Source organism: Streptomyces sp. R302, assembly GCF_012927245.1.
Classification (GTDB): Bacteria; Actinomycetota; Actinomycetes; order Streptomycetales; family Streptomycetaceae; genus Streptomyces.
On record NZ_JABBGE010000007.1, the window covers coordinates 449,152 to 470,263 of the forward strand.

Annotated in this window: 18 protein-coding genes and 1 tRNA gene; 9 read left to right on the top strand and 10 right to left on the bottom strand. The window is 74.6% G+C overall.

The window, feature by feature from the left end; genetic code table 11:
* Positions 1-77 precede the first annotated feature (77 nt).
* The gene (locus HHL19_RS23890) at positions 78-1,625 is read left to right on the top strand and encodes a pectate lyase (protein ID WP_240981820.1); all 1,548 of its coding nucleotides are present in this window, start codon (positions 78-80) and stop codon (positions 1,623-1,625) included.
* A 15-nt stretch (positions 1,626-1,640) separates the two neighbouring features.
* Here HHL19_RS23890 and HHL19_RS23895 read toward each other — a convergent pair whose 3' ends face one another.
* The 4 genes from HHL19_RS23895 to HHL19_RS23910 form a co-directional block, all read right to left on the bottom strand.
* The gene (locus HHL19_RS23895) at positions 1,641-2,903 is read right to left on the bottom strand and encodes an arginine deiminase (protein ID WP_169092340.1); all 1,263 of its coding nucleotides are present in this window, start codon (positions 2,901-2,903) and stop codon (positions 1,641-1,643) included.
* 37 nt (positions 2,904-2,940) lie between these two features.
* On the bottom strand, positions 2,941-4,398 hold the full coding sequence (locus HHL19_RS23900; protein ID WP_169092341.1) for a basic amino acid/polyamine antiporter: 1,458 nt from the start codon (positions 4,396-4,398) through the stop codon (positions 2,941-2,943).
* Between the two features lie 175 nt (positions 4,399-4,573).
* Positions 4,574-6,148 carry an adenosine deaminase gene (locus HHL19_RS23905; RefSeq protein WP_169092442.1) on the bottom strand — a complete coding sequence of 525 codons (1,575 nt, stop codon included), beginning with the start codon at positions 6,146-6,148 and terminating at the stop codon, positions 4,574-4,576.
* Between the two features lie 244 nt (positions 6,149-6,392).
* A complete protein-coding gene (locus HHL19_RS23910; RefSeq protein WP_169092342.1) occupies positions 6,393-7,571 on the bottom strand; it encodes an alpha-hydroxy-acid oxidizing protein in 1,179 nt (392 codons plus the stop codon).
* Between the two features lie 163 nt (positions 7,572-7,734).
* On the opposite strand from HHL19_RS23910, the gene HHL19_RS23915 reads away from it, so the two are divergent.
* On the top strand, positions 7,735-8,847 hold the full coding sequence (locus HHL19_RS23915; RefSeq protein ID WP_206325108.1) for a phosphotransferase: 1,113 nt from the start codon (positions 7,735-7,737) through the stop codon (positions 8,845-8,847).
* Between the two features lie 35 nt (positions 8,848-8,882).
* Here HHL19_RS23915 and lysA read toward each other — a convergent pair whose 3' ends face one another.
* Positions 8,883-10,235, bottom strand: coding sequence for a diaminopimelate decarboxylase (gene lysA / locus HHL19_RS23920; RefSeq protein ID WP_169092343.1), 1,353 nt, complete (start codon positions 10,233-10,235; stop codon positions 8,883-8,885).
* Positions 10,232-10,759: an SAV_915 family protein gene (locus tag HHL19_RS38580; RefSeq protein ID WP_346768395.1), complete on the bottom strand. Its 528-nt coding sequence runs from the start codon at positions 10,757-10,759 to the stop codon at positions 10,232-10,234. Before HHL19_RS38580 ends, lysA begins: the two co-directional genes overlap by 4 nt.
* A 552-nt stretch (positions 10,760-11,311) precedes the next feature.
* Here HHL19_RS38580 and HHL19_RS23930 point away from each other — a divergent pair.
* The 6 genes from HHL19_RS23930 (at position 11,312) to HHL19_RS23955 (ending at position 16,673) form a co-directional block, all read left to right on the top strand.
* On the top strand, positions 11,312-12,040 hold the full coding sequence (locus tag HHL19_RS23930; RefSeq protein ID WP_169092344.1) for a hypothetical protein: 729 nt from the start codon (positions 11,312-11,314) through the stop codon (positions 12,038-12,040).
* A gap of 177 nt (positions 12,041-12,217) precedes the next feature.
* Positions 12,218-12,850, top strand: coding sequence for a carbonic anhydrase (locus HHL19_RS23935; protein WP_169092345.1), 633 nt, complete (start codon positions 12,218-12,220; stop codon positions 12,848-12,850).
* A complete protein-coding gene (locus HHL19_RS23940; RefSeq protein WP_169092346.1) occupies positions 12,847-13,491 on the top strand; it encodes an L-threonylcarbamoyladenylate synthase in 645 nt (214 codons plus the stop codon). Before HHL19_RS23935 ends, HHL19_RS23940 begins: the two co-directional genes overlap by 4 nt.
* A 120-nt stretch (positions 13,492-13,611) precedes the next feature.
* Positions 13,612-13,683: transfer RNA gene (locus HHL19_RS23945), tRNA-Arg, on the top strand.
* A 243-nt stretch (positions 13,684-13,926) separates the two neighbouring features.
* Positions 13,927-16,182: a hypothetical protein gene (locus tag HHL19_RS23950; protein WP_240981849.1), complete on the top strand. Its 2,256-nt coding sequence runs from the start codon at positions 13,927-13,929 to the stop codon at positions 16,180-16,182.
* Between the two features lie 221 nt (positions 16,183-16,403).
* On the top strand, positions 16,404-16,673 hold the full coding sequence (locus HHL19_RS23955) for a hypothetical protein (protein WP_346768396.1): 270 nt from the start codon (positions 16,404-16,406) through the stop codon (positions 16,671-16,673).
* Between the two features lie 7 nt (positions 16,674-16,680).
* Here the strand turns inward: HHL19_RS23955 and HHL19_RS23960 are convergent, their stop codons facing one another.
* The 3 genes from HHL19_RS23960 to HHL19_RS23970 form a co-directional block, all read right to left on the bottom strand.
* Entirely contained in the window at positions 16,681-17,091 is a 411-nt protein-coding gene (locus tag HHL19_RS23960; protein WP_169092348.1) for a Rid family hydrolase, read from the bottom strand.
* A 76-nt stretch (positions 17,092-17,167) separates the two neighbouring features.
* A complete protein-coding gene (locus HHL19_RS23965; protein WP_169092349.1) occupies positions 17,168-18,583 on the bottom strand; it encodes an MFS transporter in 1,416 nt (471 codons plus the stop codon).
* Between the two features lie 116 nt (positions 18,584-18,699).
* The gene (locus HHL19_RS23970) at positions 18,700-19,032 is read right to left on the bottom strand and encodes a metalloregulator ArsR/SmtB family transcription factor (protein ID WP_346768397.1); all 333 of its coding nucleotides are present in this window, start codon (positions 19,030-19,032) and stop codon (positions 18,700-18,702) included.
* A 246-nt stretch (positions 19,033-19,278) separates the two neighbouring features.
* On the opposite strand from HHL19_RS23970, the gene HHL19_RS23975 reads away from it, so the two are divergent.
* A complete protein-coding gene (locus HHL19_RS23975) occupies positions 19,279-19,680 on the top strand; it encodes an anti-sigma factor antagonist (RefSeq protein ID WP_169092351.1) in 402 nt (133 codons plus the stop codon).
* A 90-nt stretch (positions 19,681-19,770) separates the two neighbouring features.
* Here HHL19_RS23975 and HHL19_RS23980 read toward each other — a convergent pair whose 3' ends face one another.
* Complete coding sequence (locus HHL19_RS23980; protein WP_169092352.1) at positions 19,771-20,997, bottom strand: GNAT family N-acetyltransferase; 1,227 nt, start codon at positions 20,995-20,997, stop codon at positions 19,771-19,773.
* Between the last annotated feature and the right edge of the window lie 115 nt (positions 20,998-21,112).

The following is a 21,112-nucleotide window of genomic DNA, read 5'->3' on the forward strand; positions in this document are numbered from 1 at the left end:
CCAGGGACGGGACTCACGACGACAACGTCCCGCGCCGCCGTCGGGCGGTGCGGGCGCCAACGAAAGGGCAGGCGAGCATGGGACGACGCTCCCCCTCCACGCGACTCCAGGCGGGCTTGGCCGCCATGGCGGTCGCGGCCGCCACCGGCGTGATCCTGACCATGCCGGAGGCCTCCGCCGCCGTCGCCGCCGGGGCGACCGGCTACGCGAGCCAGAACGGCGGGACGACCGGCGGCGCCGGCGGGCAGACCGTCCGGGCGACCACCGGCACCCAGATCCACGCGGCCCTCTGCGGCCGCGCCTCCAGCAGCACCCCGATCGTCATCCAGGTCGAGGGCACCATCAACCACGCCAACACCGCCAAGGTGTCCGGTTCCAGCTGCAACACCGCCGACGGCGTCATCGAGCTCAAGCAGATCAGCAACGTCACGCTCGTCGGCGTCGGCGCGGGCGCCGTCTTCGACCAGGTCGGCATCCACATCCGCGAGTCGAGCAACATCATCGTCCAGAACGTCACCGTCAAGAACGTCAAGAAGTCCGGCTCGCCCACCTCCAACGGCGGCGACGCCATCGGCATGGAGAGGGACGTCCGCAACGTCTGGGTGGACCACAGCACCCTGGAGGCCTCCGGCGGCGAGTCCGAGGGCTTCGACGGGCTCTTCGACATGAAGGACAACACGCAGTACGTGACGCTCTCCTACAGCGTGCTGCGCGACTCCGGCCGCGGCGGCCTGGTCGGCTCCAGCGAGACCGAGCTGAGCAACGGCTTCATCACCTACCACCACAACCTGTACGAGAACATCGACTCGCGCGCCCCGCTGCTGCGCGGCGGCGTCGCCCACATGTACGACAACCACTACCGGCAGCTGAACGAGTCGGGCATCAACTCCCGCGCCGGCGCCCGCGCCAAGGTGGAGAACAACTACTTCGAGGACTCCAAGGACGTCCTCGGCACGTTCTACACCGACGCGGCCGGCTCCTGGCAGGTCGCCGGGAACGTCTTCGACAACGTGACCTGGTCGCCCGCCGGCACCGACTACAAGCCCGCCGGTCCGAACCCGACCTCCAACACGACGGTGTCCATCCCTTACGGCTACGCCCTGGACAGCGCCTCCTGCGTCCCGGACGTCGTCGCCCGCACGGCCGGCGCGAACAAGGGCCTGCTGGTCTCGGACGGCTCCTGCACCCCGCAGACCCCGAGCCCGACGCCCACCCCCACCCCCACCCCCACCCCGACCGCCACCGCCACCACCGCCCCGCCGGCCGGCACCAACCTCAGCATCGGCGCCGGTTCGGACGGCTCCGGCAAGGCCGACGGGACCAGCTACGCCAACGTCCGCGACGGCGATCTCGCCACCTACTGGTCGCCCACCGGCACCACCGGCTCGGTCTCGGTCAAGTGGGGCTCCCCCACGACGATCCGGTCCGTCCGCATCCGCGAGGCCTCCGGGGCGGGCACCGTCACCGGCTGGCGGCTGCTGAACGCCGACACCGGAGCCGTACTCTCCACCGGGAGCGCGGCCGGCACGGTCTCCCTCCCGGCGACCTCGCTGAGCAAGGTCACCTTCGAGATCACCTCCGCCACCGGCACCCCGCGGATCGCCGAGTTCGAGACGTACGCGTAGCGGTCCGGAGCGCGCTCAGAAGTCGACCGGGTCGCGGACGAGGGGGCAGGTCATGCAGTGGCCGCCGCCTCGTCCGCGGCCCAGTTCCGCGCCCACGATGGTGATGACCTCGATGCCCGCCTTCCGCAGCAGCGTGTTGGTCTGGGTGTTGCGGTCGTAGGTGAAGACCACGCCCGGCTCCAGGGCGACGGCGTTGTTGCCGCTGTCCCACTGCTGGCGCTCGGAGGCGTAGTCGTCGCCGCCGGTCTCGATGACCCGGAGCCCCGGCAGGCCGAGGGCCTTGGCGACGACGTCCGTGAAGGGGGTGTCGCCCTCGTCGGTGATCTCGACGCCGGGGGCGCGGTCGGAGGGGCGCAGCGAGAAGCTGTGGATCGCGTCCACGATCCTGGGGTAGAGGGTGACGACGTCCCGGTCGGCGAAGGTGAAGACGGTGTCGAGGTGCATGGCCGAGCGGAGCCTGGGCATGCCGGCGACGACGACGTGTTCGGCGGCGCCGCGTGCGAAGAGCGCCTGGGCCACCTGGGTGACGGCCTGCCGGGAGGTGCGCTCGCTCATGCCCATGAGGACGACGCCGTTGCCGACGGGCATGATGTCGCCGCCCTCGAAGGTGGCCTGTCCCCAGTCCCGTTCGGGGTCGCCCCACCAGACGGTGGCGTCCCGGTAGCCGGGGTGGAAGGTGTAGACGGCCTTCATGAGCAGGGTCTCGCCGTGCCGGGCGGGCCAGTAGAGCGGGTTGAGGGTGACGCCGCCGTACAGCCAGCAGGTGGTGTCGCGGGTGTAGAGGGTGTTGGGGAGGGGCGGCATCAGGTACTCGCGGGCGCCGGTGGCCTCGCGGGCGAGCGCGACGTACGGGGAGCGGAACGCGTCCGGGAGGTCGGCGGTGGACAGCCCGCCGATGAGGTACTCGGCCAGCTCCCGGGGCGCGATCGAGTCGAGGAAGGCGCGGGTGTCGTCGATGAGTCCGAGGCCGACCTCGTTGGCGACGATCTTCCGGTCGAGCAGCCAGGCCCTGGCCTCGGGGATCGCCATGGTCTCGGAGAGCAGGTTGTGCAGCTCGACGACCTCGACGCCGCGCTGGACCAGTTTGTTGACGAAGTCGGCGTGGTCGCGCTGGGCGTTCTCCACCCACATGACGTCGTCGAAGAGGAGGTCGTCGGAGTTGGTCGGGGTCAGCCGGCGGTGGGCGAGGCCGGGCGAGCAGACGAGGACCTTGTGGAGCCGGCCGACCTCGGAGTGGACGCCGAGGGGCCGGGCGGCCTGGGGGGTTTCGGGGTTCATCGCCGGCCTTTCCTGAGGGGGCGGGGTGCGGGGGTCTTCACAGCTCGATCCAGCCGGCGGCGAGGGCGATGACGCCGACGACGGCTCCGGCGACCGAGAGGGCGCAGACGACCGCCTCCCGGGGCGAGAAGAGGCGCCGGCCCTGCTCACGGCGGGCCTTCACGAAGAGCAGGGTGGCGGGGGCGTAGAGGATGAGGGAGACGAGGACGAACGTGAGGCCGGCCGCGAACAGCAGGAAGGCCGTGTAGAGGGTGGCGACGGCCGCGACGGCGAGTTCGCGCCGGGTGCTCGTCCCGGCCACCCGGTGCTCCCGTGGCCGCCGCGCGATCTTGAAGGCGAAGGCGGCGGCGAGGAGGAAGGGGATGAGGCTGAGGGCGCTGGTCAGGTCGAGGGCGAAGTTGAAGGCGTCGTCGGAGAAGGCGGTGACGACGAGGACGACCTGGCTGAGCGCGGTGGTCATGAGCAGGGCGGGGACGGGGACGTCGTTCGCGTTGGAGCGGCCGAGGAAGCGGGGCATGTCGTCGTCCTTGGCGGCGACGAAGAGGACCTCGGCGGCCATCAGGGTCCAGGCGAGGTAGGCGCCGAGGACGGAGACGATGAGGCCGACGCTGACGAAGGCCTTGCCCCAGGTGCCGACGGCGGCCTCCAGGACGCCGGCCATGGACGGCTGGCGCAGCTCGGCGATCTCGCTCATGGGCAGGATGCCGTACGACACGATGGTGACGGAGGCGAAGACGGCGAAGACGCTGAGGAAGCCCAGGACCGTGGCCCGGCCGACGTCCTCGCGCCGCCTGGCGTGCCGGGAGTAGACGCTGGCGCCCTCGACGCCGAGGAAGACGAAGACGGTGGCGAGCATGGTGCCGCGGACCTGGTCGAAGAGGGAGCCGGCGTAGTCGGCGCCGCCGAAGTTCTCGGCGAAGACGGAGGGTTCGAAGCAGTAGACCGCGAGGAGGACGAAGACCAGGATGGGCACGAGCTTGGCGACCGTGACGATCCGGTTGATCGCCGCCGCCTCCTTGACCCCGCGCCGGACGAGCAGGAAGAAGCCCCACAGGCCGGCCGAGGAGAGGACGATCGCGAGGGCGGTGTCGCCGTCGCCGAGGGCGGGCGCCACGGCGCCGACCGTCGACATGATGAGGACCCAGTAGGTGACGTTGCCGACGCAGGCGCTGGCCCAGTAGCCGAAGGCCGAGAAGAAGCCGAGGTACTCGCCGAAGCCGGCCTTGGCGTACGCGTACACGCCGGCGTCCAGGTCGGGGCGGCGTACGGCGAGCGTCTGGAAGACGAACGCGAGCATGAGCATGCCGACGCCGGCGACGGCCCAGGCGATGAGCGCGCCCGCGACGCCGGTCTCCTGCGCGAAGCGCCGGGGCAGCGAGAAGACGCCGGCTCCGACCATGGAGCCGACGACCATCGCGGTCAGGGTGAGGAGGCTGAGCTTGACCGCGGGCGGCGTGCCGGTGGCGGTCGGAGCACTGGGTTCCGCTGCGGTCATGGTCCTACCTCGCCCGCGCTCGCGCACCGCGGTTCGGCACGAGGGCGAGGGGCTTCGGGGCGATCAGACTCTAGCCCGGCTCAGAGGCTTTCGCCCTTTATATCCGATCTTGTCTGTGCGTAGGCGAGGGCGCCCGGCACCCAATGGACGGGTGCCGGGCGCCCGGGTGTCCGGGTCAGCGGCCCGGGGTCGCGTGCGCCGACTCGAAGGCGGCGAAGGCGGCTTCCTGGCGCCATTCGAGGGAGGCCTTGGGGCTGCCCTCGACGAGGCGCCGGCAGGCGGCGGAGCGGACCGGCGTGCCGGGGCGCTCACCGCGGCAGGCCGGGACGGTCCGGTAGCCCTCGGCGGTCGGGTTGCCGCGCCACAGACTCGGGCCGGGGAGGAAGGCGTACTCCAGGGAGGCGCGGGCGAGGTCCTTCAGCTCCGGGTACGAGAGGCCGTAGGTGCGGGCCGCGTACTGGTACTCGTGGCTGATGTCGATGCGGGACACGCCGGGGTCGTCGGTGGCGAGCACCACCGGCACGCCGTAGGCGCGGTACGTCTCGAAGGGGTGGTCGGCGCCGCGGACGCCGAGGATCTGGGCGTTGCTGCTGAAGGGCACCTCGACGGCGACCTCACGGGCGGCCATGGTCCGGGCGGTGGACTGCCAGTCGTCCTCGTGCACCAGGTCCACGCCGTGGCCGACGCGCTCGGTGCGGGCCACGTCGACGGCCTCGGCGATGTGGAAGGCGAGGTCCTCGGGCTTGACCAGGCCGGGCCACAGCTCGCCGGCATGCAGGGTCACATGGGCCTCGGGGTGGACGCCGCGGAGGTGGGCGAGCATCCGCATCTGGAGCCGGTAGTTCGCGAGCGAGCTGTCCCAGTCCTCCGGCTGGACGAGGTTGACGGCGACGAAGCGCTCGTCCCGCTCGGCCAGCGCCATGCCGAGCGCCATCTGGGTGAAGACCCGCTGGGGCGTGGAGCCGCGCGAGACCTGGGAGATCCAGCGGACGGTGACCCCACAGGCGGGCCGCTCGCGCTCGGTGCCGCAGCGGGCCGCCGCGCGGAACTCGGCGTCGCCGGCGTCGGCCTCCTTCACCGCCTCCTTCACGAGGGCGTCGAGCCGGCCGCCCGCGGTGAGCTTCTTGTACAGGGCGGCGAGGTCCGGGTCCCAGCCGACCTCGTTCGCGAGCTTCTTCGCACCCTCGGAGGCCGGGCTGACCATGGTCTCCAGGTACCACTGGTTCTGCGCGGCGACGTCGTCGGCGAACTCCGCGAGCATCTTGCCCCGGTGACGCCACGTCACCTCGCCGAACTTGCCGAAGGTGTCGAAGAAGTGGTCGTGGCCGTTGCCGCCCGGCGGGAAGTCCTCCATGGACCAGGCGCGCACGATGGCGTCGCGGAAGGCGCGGTCGGTGCGGGCGTCGGCGGCCGGGCGGGTGCCGGGTCCGCAGGGCGGGACGACGGCGGTCATGGTGGCCGTGTCGATGCAGAGCCCGTCCTCGGCGGCGAGGGTGATCAGGTACTCGGTGGAGACGGCGCCGGAGAGGTGGTTGTGAAGCTCCCCGCCCTTGGGCAGCGACCGGAAGAACTCCGCGAGCCGGGCGGGCTGTTCCCGTACGGACTCCAGGTAGGCGCCGGTCCGCGCCTCGGCGGGGGTCGGGACGCGGGGCACGGCGGCGGGGGCGCCTGCGGCGGGAAGAGGCGAGGCGGGACGGGCGGCGGCGGGCAGGGCGGCGGCGGTCAGCGGCAGCAGGCCGAGCACGGCCACGGCGGCCGGGACGAGGAGGCGGCGGCGCGCGGCGGATCGGCGGGGCGCGTCGGAGCGCCGGGGCGTCACGGATCGGTGGGGCGTAGTCACCCGGGCATGATCGTGAACGTCGGCCGCCCGCCGCCCCCGGCGAAACACGGTGGCGGCCGCGACCACCCGACCGGGTGACACTCCGACCCTCGAACGAGTGATCCCGGGCTCCACGTTCGAGTGCCCGTAGGGGGCGTGGGCAGGGGCCGAGGGGTCACAGACGGCGGAGGGCTCCCGGCTCCCGGAGGGCGGCGAGGGTGGGGTAGCCGTCCACGGCCATGATGAGGTCGGCCTCGGCGAGGAGGGAGCGCAGGACGTGGACGATGCCGTCCTCGCCGCCCGCCGCCAGGCCGTACGCGTACGGGCGGCCGACGCCCACCGCGGTGGCGCCCAGCGCCAGGGCCTTGACGACGTCCGCGCCGGTGCGGACGCCCGAGTCGAAGAGGACGGGGAGGCCGTCCGCGGCCTCGACGACGTCGGGGAGGGCGTCGAGGGCGGGCAGGCCGCCGTTGGCCTGGCGGCCGCCGTGGTTGGAGCAGTACACCGCGTCCACGCCGCCGTCCCGGGCGCGGCGCACGTCCTCGGGGTGGCAGAGGCCCTTGAGGATCAGCGGGAGGTCGGTGAGGGAGCGCAGCCAGGGCAGGTCGGCCCAGGTGAGGGGGTTTCCGAAGACGCCGACCCATTCGAGGATCGCCGCGCCGGGGTCCTCCTCGGGAGCCTTGGCGAGCCGGGCCCGGAAGACGGGGTCGGAGGTGTAGTTGGCGAGGCAGTGGCCGCGCAGCTGGGGGAAGTTGCTCCCGGCGAGGTCGCGCGGGCGCCAGCCGGTGACCCAGGTGTCGAGGGTGACGACGATCCCCTTGAACCCGGCGGCCTCGGCGCGCCGCACCAGGCTCTCCGCGAGCTCCCGGTCGGTGGGCGTGTAGAGCTGGAAGAAGCCCGGGGTGTCGCCGAACTCGGCGGCGACCTCCTCCATCGGGTCCACCGTGAGGGTGGAGGCGACCATGGGCACGCCGGTGCGGCGGGCCGCGCGGGCGGTGGCCAGGTCGCCGTGCCCGTCCTGGGCGCAGAGCCCGACGACGCCGACCGGTGCCATGAAGAGCGGGGAGGGCAGCCGGAGGCCGAAGAGGTCGACGGCCAGGTCGCGTCGGGCGGCGCCGACCATCATCCGGGGCACCAGGCCCCACCGTTCGAAGGCCGTCACGTTCGCCCGCTGGGTGAACTCGTCGCCCGCGCCGCCCGCCACGTACGACACCACCGACGGCGGCAGCGCGGCGGCCGCCCGCTCCTCCAGCTCGGCGTAGGTCATGGGGAGGCCGGGGAGCACTCCGCCGAGACCGGCGAGGTAGATCTCGTTCTGGTAGTCGCCGTACCGCCCGTCGAACGCGCCGCTCATCGTGGCCCCGCCCTTCCCTCGCCGTCCCGGACCGGGCCCGCGCCGGCCGCCGGTGGCGCCCACGGTGCCAGCCGCCGCGCCGTAACGCCATGGTGCGGGGGCGGGGCGGCTCCGGTGCCATATTCCGGTGCGGGCGGGTGCGGGCCGGTGGTGGAATCGCCCGATGCACGGGAACGAAGGACGGACGGACGGCGGCGGCAGCGGCAGCGGCAGCGGCAGCGGCTACGGCGACGAGCGGGGCGCGGTGGTGGACCGGGGCCGGTTCGCCGACTCGACGACTCCTTGGGACGACGCGAGGTGGCGGCGCGAGGTGTTCGGCTGGGCCGAGCCGGTCCTGGCCTCGCACGGACTCGTGGAGGCCGGCGTACGCGAGGTGCGGGTGCGACCCTGGTCGGTCCTCGTCCGGTTCCGCACGGGAGGCGGCCCGCGCGACGCCGTCTGGCTGAAGGCGGGCGCCCCCTCCAACGCCTTCGAGGCCGGTCTCGCCGGCGCGCTCGCCGCGTGGACGCCCGAGCACGTGATGACCCCGCTGGCGGTGGACGCGGAGCGCGGCTGGTCGCTGCTCCCCGACGGCGGACCGCTCTTCCGGGACGTCCTGGACGCGGGCGCGGCAGGACCGGAGGCCTGGGCGACGGCGCTGGGCCGGTACGGCGAGATGCAGCGGCGGCTGGTCCCGTACGCGAACGGAGTCGGGGACCGGGAGCGCGGCGGGCTCGGTCGGTTGGGTGTGTTGGGTGGGTTGGGGGTGCCGGGGGCTCGGACGCGGGAGTTGCCGGAGGTGTTCGACGCGCTCGTCGCCGGGAACCCGCTCTTCGACGGGGACGAGCGGGCCGCCCTGCTGCGGCGACGGCCCCGGCTCGTCGACCTGTGCGCCGAACTCGACGCGTACGGGCTGCCCGACTCGCTCGACCACTGCGACCTGCACGACGGGCAGATCCTCGCCCCGGCCCCGGGCCGCTTCACCTTCTTCGACTGGGGTGACGCCTGCGTCGCCCACCCCTTCGGCAGCCTCCTGGTCCCGGTCCGGGAGGTGCGGGAGCGGTACGGCCCCGAGCACGTGGCCCCGATGGTGGACGCGTATCTGGAGCACTGGACCGGCCTCGGCCCGTCACGGGCGGAGCTCCGACGGGCGGCCGTCCTGGCGGTCCGCCTCGCGGCGCTCGGCCGGGCGGGCTCCTGGTTCCGGCTCTTCCCCGGCACCCCGACCGGCGACAGCGAGGAGGCGAGCGCGTCCTGGGTGCGGCAGCTCTTCGCCGCCACCGACGAAGAGCTCTGACACCACCGGGCGGGGTGCGGTCCGCCCCCGCACGGCTACAGGCCGACGTCCCGGGCCCGCAGGTCCTCCAGGGTCTCCCGCCTGACCAGCAGCCGGGCCGCGCCGTCGCGGACGGCGACGACCGGCGGGCGGCCGACGAGGTTGTACGAGGAGGCCATGGAGAGGTGGTACGCGCCGGCCACCGGCACCGCGAGCAGGTCGCCCGGCCGGATGTCGGCGGGCAGCTCGACGTCCTCCGCGAGGAGGTCGCCCGCCTCGCAGTGGCGCCCGGCGACGGTGGTGCGGACGGCCGGGGCGGTGGAGCGGCGGCCGATCAGGCGGGGCGCGTACCGGACGCCGTAGAGGGCGGGGCGCGGGTTGTCGCTCATGCCGCCGTCGACGGCGACGAAGGCGCGCCCGCCGGTCGTCTTGACGGCGAGGACCCGGTAGACGGCGACGCCGGCCGGTCCGACGACGGCCCGGCCCGGCTCGACGAGCAGCCGGGGGACGGGCAGTCCGGCGGCGGCGCAGCTCTCGGCGAGGGCGGCGCGGAGCCTGTGGGCGAGGGCGGTCGGGTCGAGGACCGGGTCGCCGGGCCGGTAGGCGATGCCGTGGCCGCCGCCGAGGTCGAGCTCCGGCAGGACGACGCCGTGGGCGTCCCGGATCCGGGCCATCAGGCCGACGAGCCGGCGCAGGGCGGTGAGGTAGGGCTTGGTCTCGGTGATCTGGGAGCCGAGGTGGCAGTGCAGGCCGGTGAGTTCGAGCTGCGGCTGGTCGAGGATCCGGGCGACGGCGTGCTGGGCGTGCCCGTCGCGCAGGGAGAGCCCGAACTTCTGGTCGTCGGTCCCGGTACGCACCTTGGCGTGGCCGCCGGCGCCGACGCCGGGCGTGACGCGCAGCATGACCTTCTGGTGGCCGCGCGGCCCGACGGCGGCGGCGAGCCGGGCGATCTCGGCGGGGCTGTCGATGACGATCCGGCCGACGCCGAGGCGCAGCGCGGTGGCGAGGTCGGCCGGGGACTTGGCGTTGCCGTGGAGGAGGATCCGCTCGGGCGGGAATCCCGCGGTGACGGCCAGTTCGAGCTCGCCCGCGGAGCAGACGTCGAGGCCGAGCCCTTCCTCGTCGACGAGCCGGACGAGTCCGCGGCAGAGGAACGCCTTGGCCGCGTAGTGCACGTCGGCGTGGGCCTCGGGGAACGCGGCCCGGTAGGTGCGGCAGCGGTCGCGGATCTCGGCCTCGTCGAGCACGTACACCGGCGTGCCGTGCGCGTCCGCGATGTCGGCGAGCGGCACCCCGGCGAGCAGGACGCGCCCGCCGGGCTCCTCGGCGGCGGTGGCGGGCCAGACGGAGAACTCGGGGACGGCGGCGCGCGTGGGCGGGACGGGGGCCGTCAGGTCGGTGGTGGTCATGCGGCGGTCCCCCTCGCGGCCGGGTCGAAGCGACGGGCGCACGGGGTGCCGGGGCGGACGGGGGTGGGGGTGAGGGTGGAGGTGGGGGTGGAGGTGGCGACGGGAGCGGGGGCGGGGGTGGGGGTGGGAGCAGGGGTGTCGGCGGGCATCGCACCCGGGGCCGGTTCCGGCACGCGCTCCGGCACCGACTCGGGCGCGGGGGTGAAGGGGGCCGTGAGGGCCGGGTCGACGGTGAGGGTGTGGACGCCGAGCGGGTGGGTGAGGGCGCGGAGGGCGGCCTCGGCGAGCGGGATCCAGGGCTGTTCGGTCCCGAGGGTGGCATGGAGCCGTTCGGGGGTGGTGAAGGCGACGGCCGTGCGGGCGCCGACGGGCGTGCGGTACAGGCGGGTCGTGACGCCGTGTCGACCCGGCCGGACGGGCACGCAGAGGCGTCCGGCCGGGGCGGGTTCGACGGGTTCCGGGTCCGAGGGCTCGGGTGCCGGGGCCGCGGCCGTCCGGTCGTCTGCGTGCGGGGTACGGGGCATGGGGTCCTCCCGGGTGGGTGCGGCCCCGCGGCTGTTCCCCGGGGCGCGTCCTCGCAGCCTTGCCCGCCGCGCGCCCCGAAGTCCCCCTCCCTGACGCGGTCCTGACGCGGTCCTGACGCCGGACCGGGCGACTCTTGACGCTATGGTCACGCGCGCGGACCGCCCGGGTGGGAGCGGAGGCCGCGCCTCCGATGTGCCGCTCGCGCCGGGCTCGTACTGGCACTTGGTGTCTCCCTGCCGAACGGTGGCGGGCCGCACCTGCCGAGCACACATACCCGGAAGGGGTATATGCTCCCCGGGAACGCGGGGGCCGCCGTGGATCATCGTCGCCCGCAGGCTCGTATGGCACGGAGTGCCTGGTGGGAGGGGACCGGGAAGTCGGCTGGACGGAGAGCACGGGGAGCTGAAAACCTCGGCGATTGAGGACCCGATCACCGGTCCCGTACGTGCGCCGCCGCGAGGGGAGCGTGGCGCGGGCCCGTGATCGTCGCGTCCTCGCAGGCGCGTCCGCCGCACCCGTACGCGCCGGTACCGCGAGGAGGAGGACCACCGATGACCGCCGCCCGGGAAGAACGGCTCCGGCTCGACGCCGCGAGTGTCGACAACGCGAGGACGACGCTGCTCCAGCTCCTCGCGCGGGCGGGGGTGTACTCCGGCGACGCCGAGGAACTGATCGGCCTCGTCGAGGCGGGTGCGCTCGCCGTCGCCCACGAGGAACTGGCCGGCGCCGGCCGGCAGGCCCCGCCCGGAAGCGACGAGCCGTACTCGGCGGGCTGGCGCGACGGTTCACGGGCCGTCACCGAGGGGCTCGCGGGCCTCGCCGACCGGGCGCTGGGCGCGGCCGTCGCCGAGGACGCCGAGGCGGAGGCGGAGGCCCGGCCCCGGGTCGGCCGGATGGAGGTCGAGCGGGCCAAGGTGGCGGTCGTACCGCTGTACCTCTCCTTCTCCGAGGAGTCCGACCTCGACCCCGAGGTCACCGAGCAGGTGCTCGCGTCGGCGCTCGCCACGATGGGAGCGCGGCAGCGGGCGGCCTATCCGGGACGACTGACGTCGTTCGCCGCGGACAACCGGACGCACCTGGAGCGGCTGTACGCCACGTACGGCCCGGGCAGCGCGATCGCCATCCACGGCCGCTACACCCTGGTCCACTCCCCCACGAGCCTCGCCGTCCTCGAACGGCTCGCCGCCCGCCCGGCGGAGCTGCGCGAGGAGTGGGACGCGGCCGAACTCCCGCCCGCCTGGCTGGACGGCCTGACGCGCGCCTGGGACGCGACGGCCTGAGCCCCCTCCTGGGGCGGCCCTTGAGGCCCCCTGGGTGCCCGGGCCTGGGCCTGGGCCCCCGCGCTCGCGGGCGGAGGGCAGAGATACGGGGGCGGGCGTGCCATGGGTGCCGGAAGCCGGGCTCGGCCGGGGCGACCCGGTGGCGCGGGGGGCGGGGGGCGCACATAAGGTGGCGGCATGCCCAGAACCTCTCCGGCCCTCGCCCTCGACGCGCTGCTCGACGGCAACCGTCGCTTCGTCTCGGGCACGCCCGAGCACCCGAACCAGGACGCCGCCCGCCGTACGGAGCTGGCGCCCGGCCAGGACCCGTTCGCCGTCATCCTCGGCTGCTCCGACTCCCGGCTCGCGGCCGAGATCATCTTCGACCGGGGGCTCGGCGACCTCTTCGTCGTCCGCACCGCCGGGCACGTCCTCGGCCCGGAGGTCCTGGGCAGCGTGGAGTACGCGACGAGCATCCTCGGCGCGCGGCTCGTGGTCGTCCTCGGCCACGACTCCTGCGGCGCCGTCGCCGCGGCCCGCGCGGCCGTGGAGGACGGCTTCGCGGCGCGCGGTTTCGTGCGGGACGTCGTCGAGCGGGTGACGCCGAGCGTCCTGGCGGCCCGGACCGCGGGCCTGACCTCGGACAGCGACATCATCGACGAGCACATCCGGCACACCGTGGACCTGCTCCTGGACCGCTCCCGGCTGCTGTCCGAGCAGGTCGCGGCCGGCGAGATCGCCGTCGTCGGCCTCGGCTACGAGCTGGCCGGCGGCAGCGCCCGCCTCGTGACCACGCGCGGGGCCGTGGTGGAGGAGGGCACTCCGGCGTGACGTCCCGCTTCGACTGCTCCGATCCGGCGGCCCGCGCGGCCGGCCTCGCCGAGGCCACGGCCGCGGTGCGCCGCGGGGACCTCGTCGTCCTGCCCACGGACACCGTGTACGGGGTCGGGGCGGACGCCTTCGACCCGAAGGCGGTCGCCTCGCTGCTCGCCGCGAAGGGCCGCGGCCGCCACAAGCCCTCCCCCGTCCTGGTCGACTCGGCCGCCGCGCTCGGCGAGCTGACCGACGAACTCCCCGACGCCGCGCGGTCGTTGATCGAGGCGTTCTGGCCGGGCGGGCTGACCCTGGTGGTCCGCCACCGCGCGTCCCTCGACTGGGACCTGGGCGAGACGGGCGGCACGGTGGCGGTCCGGATGCCGGACCACCCCCTCACGCTGGAACTGCTCGCGGCCACGGGCCCGTTGGCGGTCTCCAGTGCCAACCTCACGGACCACCCGTCCCCTCAGGACTGCGACGCCGCTCAGGCGATGCTCGGCGAGTCCGTGGCGGTGTACCTGGACGGCGGACGCACCGCCGGCGCGATCTCGTCGTCGATCGTCGACCTCAGCGGCGGGACGCCGGTCCTCGTCCGCGACGGCGTGCTGCCCGTGGCGGAACTCCGCGCGCTCGTACCGGACCTGATCGTCCCCTGACCCCACCGCCCACGCTGCGCACGCCTGCCACCCGGCTCCGGCTCCGGCTCCGGCTCCGGCTCCGGCGCGACGGAATCTCCGTTGCCCGGGGCCGGGGCGGTCACTAGGGTCTCGTCCCATCGACGTGTAGCTCAGCAGCAGAGCGCCGGGCTCCGGTCCCGGAGGGCGCGGGGGCGGCACCCGCCACGTCGGCTCATGAACACGCACGCTGATCAGCAGCCTCCGACGTCCGCGCCTCACACGGCCGCACCTCCCACGTCCACGTCACCCACGTCCGCGTCTCCCACGGTGCCCGCCGCTCTTCTCACCGCTTCTCCCGGCTACGCCCGACGGCAGCTGGCGCGGGCCTTCGCCACCGCGCTCGGCCACGAGGACCCCGCCACCCGGCAGCGGGCCGGGGAGCGGGCGCGCGGCTGGCGGGACGTGCTGGCGGGGATGGCGTCCGGCACGCTGCGGGTCGGTTCGCGCACGCCGGTGGCCGAGCTGCCCGCCTGGGTGACGCCCGACGTCCTGCACGGCGGCTTCGCGACCGGTTCGGCGCGGGCCGGCGGTCCGCTCCGGGAGTTCGAGCGGGAGGCCGCGTACCACGCCGGGGTGCCCGCCGAGCGGGCGGCGCTCTTCGCCTACCACCTCACCGAGCCGGGTCTCGCCGACCTGTGGGAACTGCTCGACTCGGGTCGCTACGAGGTGGGCCTGCCGGAGGAGTCGGCCCTCCTGACGGTGGCCTGGCTGGTGCGGGCGGGCGAGACGGACGCGGCGGTCGAACTGGTCGACTCCCTGCGGCCGTTCGCGGACCGGCTGCGCTTCCTCCCCCGCCCGACGGAACGCCCCTCGACACGGCGGGAGGCGCGACGCGAGGCCCGGCGCGAGGCGGAGCACGGCGGGGAGCACGGCGGGGAGGGACTCGCCGGGCTTCCGGTGCCGGAGGCGGGCGCGGTGCACCGCACCACCGTGGAGCAGGCGCGTGCCGCGCTGGCCGCCAGGGCACCGAAGCGGGCCGTGGAGGCGCAGCGCGAGGCGCTGAGCGTCTGGCGCCCGTTCGCCGACGAACTCCTCTCCCACTGGCTGGAGTTCACGGGCCCCGAGGGTGCGGTGCGACCGGGCGCCGTACCGGAGGAGGCCTGGCGGAAGCGGGGACGGGTCCTGCTCGACCGGTACGAACGGCTGCTCGCCGTCCATCCGCTCACCGGCCGGCACCGGAAGCCGGGGAGCAACGAGGGGATCCTGCGCGGCGCGCTGGCGGAACTGGTGAGCGGACGTGAGCTGGACGCCCGGCGGGCCGGACTCGTGCGGGTGGCGGTCACGGGGATGGTACGGAAGCGGGGCCTGCCGGGTTCCGAGCGGCACGCGGCGCTCCGGGACGGGCAGGCCGTGCAGGCGGCGCTGCCCGCGCATCACACGGTGGCGCACCTGGTCGCGGAGCGACTGGCCGGCCTGCCGCAGGAGTCGGGCCTCGTCGACGTGGCGCCGTTCGTGGCGCCGGTGACGGCGGCCGAGGAGGGGCGCACCGGACTTCCCGAGGGCGTCGAAGTGCCGCCGTCGGTACGGCGGGTGGTCGACGGGACGCGGAGCGCGCCGCTCGGCGCGCTCGTCGCGTCCGGGATCGTCCCCTCGGCGGAGGCGATGGCCGAGCTGGTGCCCCAGCTGGTCGCCGCCGAGCGGGCCGCGGTCTACCGGGACCCCGCGCTGCGCGTCCTGATGGCGGCGAACTACCGCGCCTTCCGCAACCGCCGCTCCCTCCTGCTCCTCCACCTCGCACACCAGGTGACTCCGGAGGAACTGCCGTGGGTACGGGCGGTCCAGGGGTACGCGGACGGCGACGCCACCACCCGCGGCTCGGCGATCGCCGCGGCCCGCACCCTGGCGGAGACGGCGGTGGAGCACTTCCCCGGCACCCTGCTGCCGAACCCGCTGGTGCGCGAACTCGGCGCCCTGCTCGGCCCGTCGGAGCTGCACGCGCCGCTGACGGAGGAGCTGGCCGCGGACATCTTCATGGGCCGGTTCAGCGGCAAGTTCCTCGCCTCGGCGGGAATCGCGGCCGAACTCCTGGGCGGGGGCTCCCTGTACGAGCGGTACTACGGCATCGACTACGCGGAGCTGGGCGCCCTGTCCGCCCAGGCCGACGGGGCGGCCGCCAGGGCCGGCAGGGCGGCGAACGGAGACCATCGCGACGCGCTCGCGGAGTTCGCCCGGCTGTGCCACGCCCGCGCAGGCCGGACGCCGGGCCATGACTCCGTCGCCGGCAACGGCATGGTGATCGAGCAGGCGCAGATCCTCACCACCCACAACCTGGCCACCCTGGTCCAGCGGGTCGGGATCGCACCGGAACCGGGCTGGGCCGAGGCGGCCCGCCGCTCCTTCGGAACGGTCTGCCGCCTGACGGAACGCGCGCGGCGGGGCCCGTACCCCCTCACGGGCCTGAAGGACGCCGCATACGCCTGGCGCCAGATGCTCTTCCACCTGTCGCTGTGCGAGGAGGCCGAACGCGCCGAGGTGCTCGCGTGGCTGCCGGCGGAAGCAGCACGCCGACCGCTGGTGGCCTCCCGACTCGCGCCCGCGCTCCTGGGCCTGCGGCACGTGGCCGAGGGCGGACTCTTCGACACGGACGGGACGGCCCGGTCGGGTCGGGCTCGCCGGCTGACCGGCTGGTCGGTGACGGGGCACTGGCTGCGGCCCGACCCCTGGAAGTGAGGCGACTGCGCCCCGGCGTCCCTGTGGTGGGGGTGCCGGGGGCGCAGTCGACCTGCTGGATCCAAAATCCGACATCCAAGGCCCTGGATCCATGACCCTGGATACAAAGTCCTGGATCCAAAGTCCTGGATCCAAAATCTGGGATCCAAAATCCGGGAGAGAGGCTGCGCGAACGCCTCCTGGCCGCACCGGTCGTCCCCGCGCCCTCTCCGTGGCGGAGCGTGCTCGGGGGCCACGCGGCCGTCAGCGGGCTCACCGACATCGGCTTCGGCGGCGGGCTGCACAGTACGAACGGTGACAGCTGGTCGGTGGACGTCGAGGCCCCCGACCGGCCGCACCACCGGATCCCGCTCTCGGACCACGGCGGCGGCCGGCACGTCCTCCACTCCACCTGGTCGACGCTGCGCGCCGCCGGTTTCTCCCCGTCCGGGCAGACCCTCGCCGTCACCACGTCCAGCGATCTGACGCTGGGGACGCGCCGCCCCGTGTGAGGGGCGGTCAGGCGTCGAGTACGGCGGCGACGGCCTCGATCTCGACGAGCTGGTCGCTGTATCCGAGCACGGTGACGCCCATCAGGGTGCTGGGCACGTCGTGGTCGCCGAAGGCGTCCCGTACGACCTGCCAGGCGGCCACCAGGTCGGCCTGACGTGCCGTCGCGACGAGCACCCGGGTGCTGATGACGTCCTCGATCCCGGCGCCGGCGTCCTTCAGGGCCGTCCGCAGGTTCGCGACGCAGGCGGCGGCCTGTCCGGGGACGTCCCCGACGGCGACGGTGGCCCCGTCGGCGTCGAGCGGGCAGGCGCCGGCGAGGAAGATCAGCCGGGCCTCGGCGGGCGCGGTGGCAGCGTACGCGTACTCGGCGACGTCGGACAGGGACGCGGAACGGATGAGGCTGACGGCGCGGGGCACGAAGGTTCCCTTCGAAGGCTGCGGCGGAACCGCGCCAGTCTTCCAGGGGTTCCGCGCCGGCTCGACCGGATTTCCCTCACCCCACGGGGGTGGGCCAGTGGCGGTGGAGGGCGTCGATGCGGAAGGCATGGACGTGCGCGCGTACGGGTCCGCCGGCGGGCGCGTCGGCCATGTGCGGGTGGCCGGCGGGAAGTTCGGGGTGGGTGTGCGCGAGCTCCTCGGGGTCGCGGCGCGGCCAGAGGCGTACGGCGGCGAGCGCGGCGGCCAGGGCCACGGCGCCGAGGGCGGCGGCGGAGGCGGCGAGTCCCGCGCGGGCGGCGAGCCAGCCGGCCAGGGGGTAGGTGAGCAGCCAGCAGCCGTGCGAGAGGGAGAAGTGGGCGGCGAAGACCCCGGGCAGGTCGGCGGGGACGGCGGACCTGCGCAGCAGCCGCCCGCCGGGGGTGAGGACGGCGGAGGTGGCGGCGCCCAGCCAGAGCCAGAGGAGCAGCAGCGCGGGCCAGGCGGCCGCCGGGTGGGCGTCGGCCCAGCCGGAGGCGAGTCCGGCGGTCAGCAGGCCGAGGGCGGCGGCGAGGGCACCGGCGGCGGGAAGCATGAGGGCGCGGTCACCGGTACGGCCGAGGACGCGCGGGAGCAGCAGGGCGACGGTCATCGACCCGGCGCCGTACGCGGCGAGGGCGAGGGACACGTCTCCGGCCGACCGCCCGAGGCCGTCCTGGACGAGGACGACGGTGTCGACGAGCACCAGCGCCCCGGCGGCGGCGACCGCCAGGTCGAGCGCGAGCAGAGCACGCAGCCGAGGGGTCGCGAGGAACACCCGAGCGCCCAGGACCCGGGCGGACGCCGCCGGACCACGCGCCTGCCCGTGACCGGCGGTGGGGGTGGGGGTCGGCGTGGGTGTGGGGGCGTGCCCGGAGGCGTCCGCGTCCGCCGGGAGTCGCAGGGGCAGGACGAGGAGCGCCGAGAGGAGGAACCCGGCGGCGGTGCCGGCGAACAGCCATCCGTACGGCATGAGCGTGAGGAGGGCGGCGGCGAGGACCGGGCTGGCGAGGCTCTCCAGGTCGTAGGCGAGCCGCGAGAGGGTGAGGGCCCGGGTGTAGTCGCCCTCGTGGGGCAGGACGCGCGGGATCGTGGCCTGGAAGGCGGGGGTGAAGACCGCAGAGGCGGCCTGGAGCAGCAGCACCAGCGCGTACACCTGCCAGACCTGGTCCACGAACGGCAGGACCAGCGCGGCGAGCAGCCGTACGAGGTCGGCCCCGACGAGCAGTGTCCGGCGCGGCATCCGGCGGGCCAGGACGCCGGCGAGCGGCGCCAGACCGACGTACGCCGCCATCTTGAGCGCGAGCGCGGTGCCGAGCACGGCGGCGGCCTGGCCCCCGGCGAGGTCGTACGCGAGGAGCGCGAGCGCGACGGTGGCGAGGCCGGTGCCGGTGAGGGCGACGACCTGGGCGAGGAAGAGGTGCCGGTAGGTGCGGTCGCGCAGGACGGACGGCATGGGGTCACCCTTGTTCGGCGGCGGGTGCGGTCCTCTTCACGGTAGCCGACGCGTGCATGAGTGCGCACATGTATGCGCGAAGGTGGGTGCCTCCGATACGTGACGGGCCTGTGCTCTCAGTCGTGCCAGGGTTCGCCCGTCACCATGTGATCGGCACGGTTCAGCGCCTCGACCACCAGTCGTTTCAGGTGCCCGTCCGGCAGCGCGTACACCACCCGGCGCCCGTCCTTGCGCGCCTGCACCAGCCCGCCGAGCCGCAGCTTCGCGAGATGCTGGCTGACCGCGGGCCGCGCCGCCCCGCACGCCTCGGTCAGGGCGGTGACGTCGGCCTCCCCGCGCGTCAGCACCCACAGCAGCTGGAGCCGCGTCGGGTCGCTGAGCAGCCCGAAGACCTCCGCCGCCGCCGCGAGCTCCGGCTCCCCCGGGGTTCGTGGATGGACGGGGGACACGGCCTGCGCGCGCTCGTCGCCTGCTTCACGGACGCCACGAACTTCACGCGCGTCACGTGCGTCACGTGCGTCACGGACTGGATCCACCATGTGCCCATCGTAGGGAGTGGGACGCGGGGAGTGGGGAGCGCGGACGGGCGTCCCGGGACGGGTGACCGATCCGTGGACCGTCGTGCACGGGAACAGACCTTCGGGTGAGGATGCTGCGGACGGCCGGGACATGGCCGGGAGCGAGGAGAGACGACGATGACCATCGAGTGGCGCTACACCATCCACCCCGGCCTCGGTGTGCTCTCCCTGGCCGGCTTCCTGGGTCAGGAGGCCGTGGGACGGTTCCAGGGAGCCGTCGGCTGGGCACTCGCCCGGGGCACCGGGCCGGTCGTGCTGGACCTGACCGGGCTGCGCGGATGGTCCGACGGGGGCCGCCTCGCCGTGTCGGAGGCCGCGCTGCGGCTCGCCGCGGAGGGCCGGGGGCTCGAACTCGCCGCCGTGCCGCAGAGCGGGGCGTCCGCGACCGGCGGCGGTTTCGGGGACGGAAGGGTCGCCGTCACGGTCCACGGAGATCTCGCCGCCGCGCTCTCCGCCCACCGGGACCGGGGTGTGGAAGAACGCGAATGGCGCAGCGACGCCTGGCCGGAAGACGCCTGAGTCCGACGGGTACGGGCCGGCCTGGGGGCGTGACCGCTTGACGACCCCACCCCCAGGCCCCCCGGCTCCCGCCCCCGCCCCCGTGCGTCCTCAGAACCAGTTCAGGCAGTGCGGCGGGCGCTCCGCGCGGAAGAGCGCGTCCGCCTGGCGGATCGCCGCGGGGTGGTGGGCGCGGATGTGGCCGGCTCGGACCAGGGTGCTCGGGGTCGTACCGCCTAGATAGAGGGAGCCGAGGTCGCTCACGTCCAGGGAGAGGTCGGGGCGGCGGTCCGTGGTGGTGCAGTCGGCCTTGCCGTCCCGGACGGTGAGGAGGTAGCCGGTCCGCTCGCCGAGGAAGGGGTCGTCGACGTCCAGGACGAGTTCACCGTCCGTGGCCCACGCGCGCGTGGCCAGCGCGCGCGGGATGTCGAGGAGGCGCACCCAGAGCCAGTCGGTATCGTGGCTGACGTCCCCCGCCCGGAAGTCCGCGAGCTGGTAGCGCAGCGGATGGTCGCGCGGGACCTGCTTGAAGACGACCTCGGTGACGAGGTCGTGGCCGAGCGCGTACCGCGCCAGGTCCGCGAAGACCGCGTCGTCGGTCGTGATGATCTCGTCGACGGTGAGGGTTCCGGCGTCGACGGAGTACGAGGCGTAGCCGTCCGGGGTCCCGTCGGCGTCCCGGTGCAGCGCCACGTACCGGGGTGCCCGCGCGACCGGCGGCTGCCCGGCGCCCAGCGTCCACCAGCGGTGCGGGCGCGTGAGCGCGCCGGGCTGGGCGCGGCGGTAGCGGTCGTAGACCTCTTCGAGGATCGCGCCGCAGTCCGCGCGGCGCAGCAGTTCGACGGAGCCCGGCCGGGTGTCCCCTGCGGTGGCGGCGCCGCGCGACCGGGGCGGCGCGAAGGCCGCCCGCGGCCGCTGTACGGTCATCCGGGTCGTGTAGGTCGCGGGACCGTAGCCGAACCTGCCGTAGATGAGCGCCTCGGAGGCGAGCAGCACGGAGAGGATCTCGCCCCGCTCGCGCAGATCGGCGAGTTGACGGCGCATCAGGGCGCTGAGGACGCCCTGCCGCCGATGCGTGGGCAGGACGCCGACGGCCGTCACGCCGGAGACCGGGACGACGGCCTCACCGGGCAGGGTGAGCTCGAAGGAGTACGCGCCGGCGGTGCCGATCGGCCGTCCGTCCGCGGTCAGCGCGAGCAGGTTCCTGTCCATCTCGATCGCCGACCACCAGAGCCCGCCGCCGTCCTCGCCCGGCGTCTCCCGGCCGAGCCCGAAGGCGGCGTGCAGCGTGTCGACGAAGACATCGAGGTCCTCGCCTGTAGTGGAACGGATCTCCATCGCTTGCCGCAGCCTCCCCACACGACACCACGCCCCGTGGTGTCCGGGCCCCAGTCCAGCGCCGACCCCGAACCCCGGTCAAACGGATTTGCGCGGCTCGCACCTCCGTCCGCCG

Bases quoted from the DNA above. Each gene is read 5' to 3' on its own strand.
- HHL19_RS23965 (WP_169092349.1), bottom strand. From the start codon at position 18,583: ATGCCGTCCGTCCTGCGCGACCGCACCTACCGGCACCTCTTCCTCGCC.
- HHL19_RS23890 (WP_240981820.1), top strand. From the start codon at position 78: ATGGGACGACGCTCCCCCTCCACGCGACTCCAGGCGGGCTTGGCCGCC.
- HHL19_RS23895 (WP_169092340.1), bottom strand. From the start codon at position 2,903: ATGAACCCCGAAACCCCCCAGGCCGCCCGGCCCCTCGGCGTCCACTCC.
- HHL19_RS23935 (WP_169092345.1), top strand. From the start codon at position 12,218: ATGCCCAGAACCTCTCCGGCCCTCGCCCTCGACGCGCTGCTCGACGGC.
- HHL19_RS23980 (WP_169092352.1), bottom strand. From the start codon at position 20,997: ATGGAGATCCGTTCCACTACAGGCGAGGACCTCGATGTCTTCGTCGAC.
- HHL19_RS23975 (WP_169092351.1), top strand. From the start codon at position 19,279: ATGACCATCGAGTGGCGCTACACCATCCACCCCGGCCTCGGTGTGCTC.
- HHL19_RS38580 (WP_346768395.1), bottom strand. From the start codon at position 10,759: ATGCCCCGTACCCCGCACGCAGACGACCGGACGGCCGCGGCCCCGGCA.
- HHL19_RS23910 (WP_169092342.1), bottom strand. From the start codon at position 7,571: ATGAGCGGCGCGTTCGACGGGCGGTACGGCGACTACCAGAACGAGATC.
- HHL19_RS23930 (WP_169092344.1), top strand. From the start codon at position 11,312: ATGACCGCCGCCCGGGAAGAACGGCTCCGGCTCGACGCCGCGAGTGTC.
- lysA (WP_169092343.1), bottom strand. From the start codon at position 10,235: ATGACCACCACCGACCTGACGGCCCCCGTCCCGCCCACGCGCGCCGCC.
- HHL19_RS23950 (WP_240981849.1), top strand. From the start codon at position 13,927: ATGGCGTCCGGCACGCTGCGGGTCGGTTCGCGCACGCCGGTGGCCGAG.
- HHL19_RS23900 (WP_169092341.1), bottom strand. From the start codon at position 4,398: ATGACCGCAGCGGAACCCAGTGCTCCGACCGCCACCGGCACGCCGCCC.
- HHL19_RS23915 (WP_206325108.1), top strand. From the start codon at position 7,735: ATGCACGGGAACGAAGGACGGACGGACGGCGGCGGCAGCGGCAGCGGC.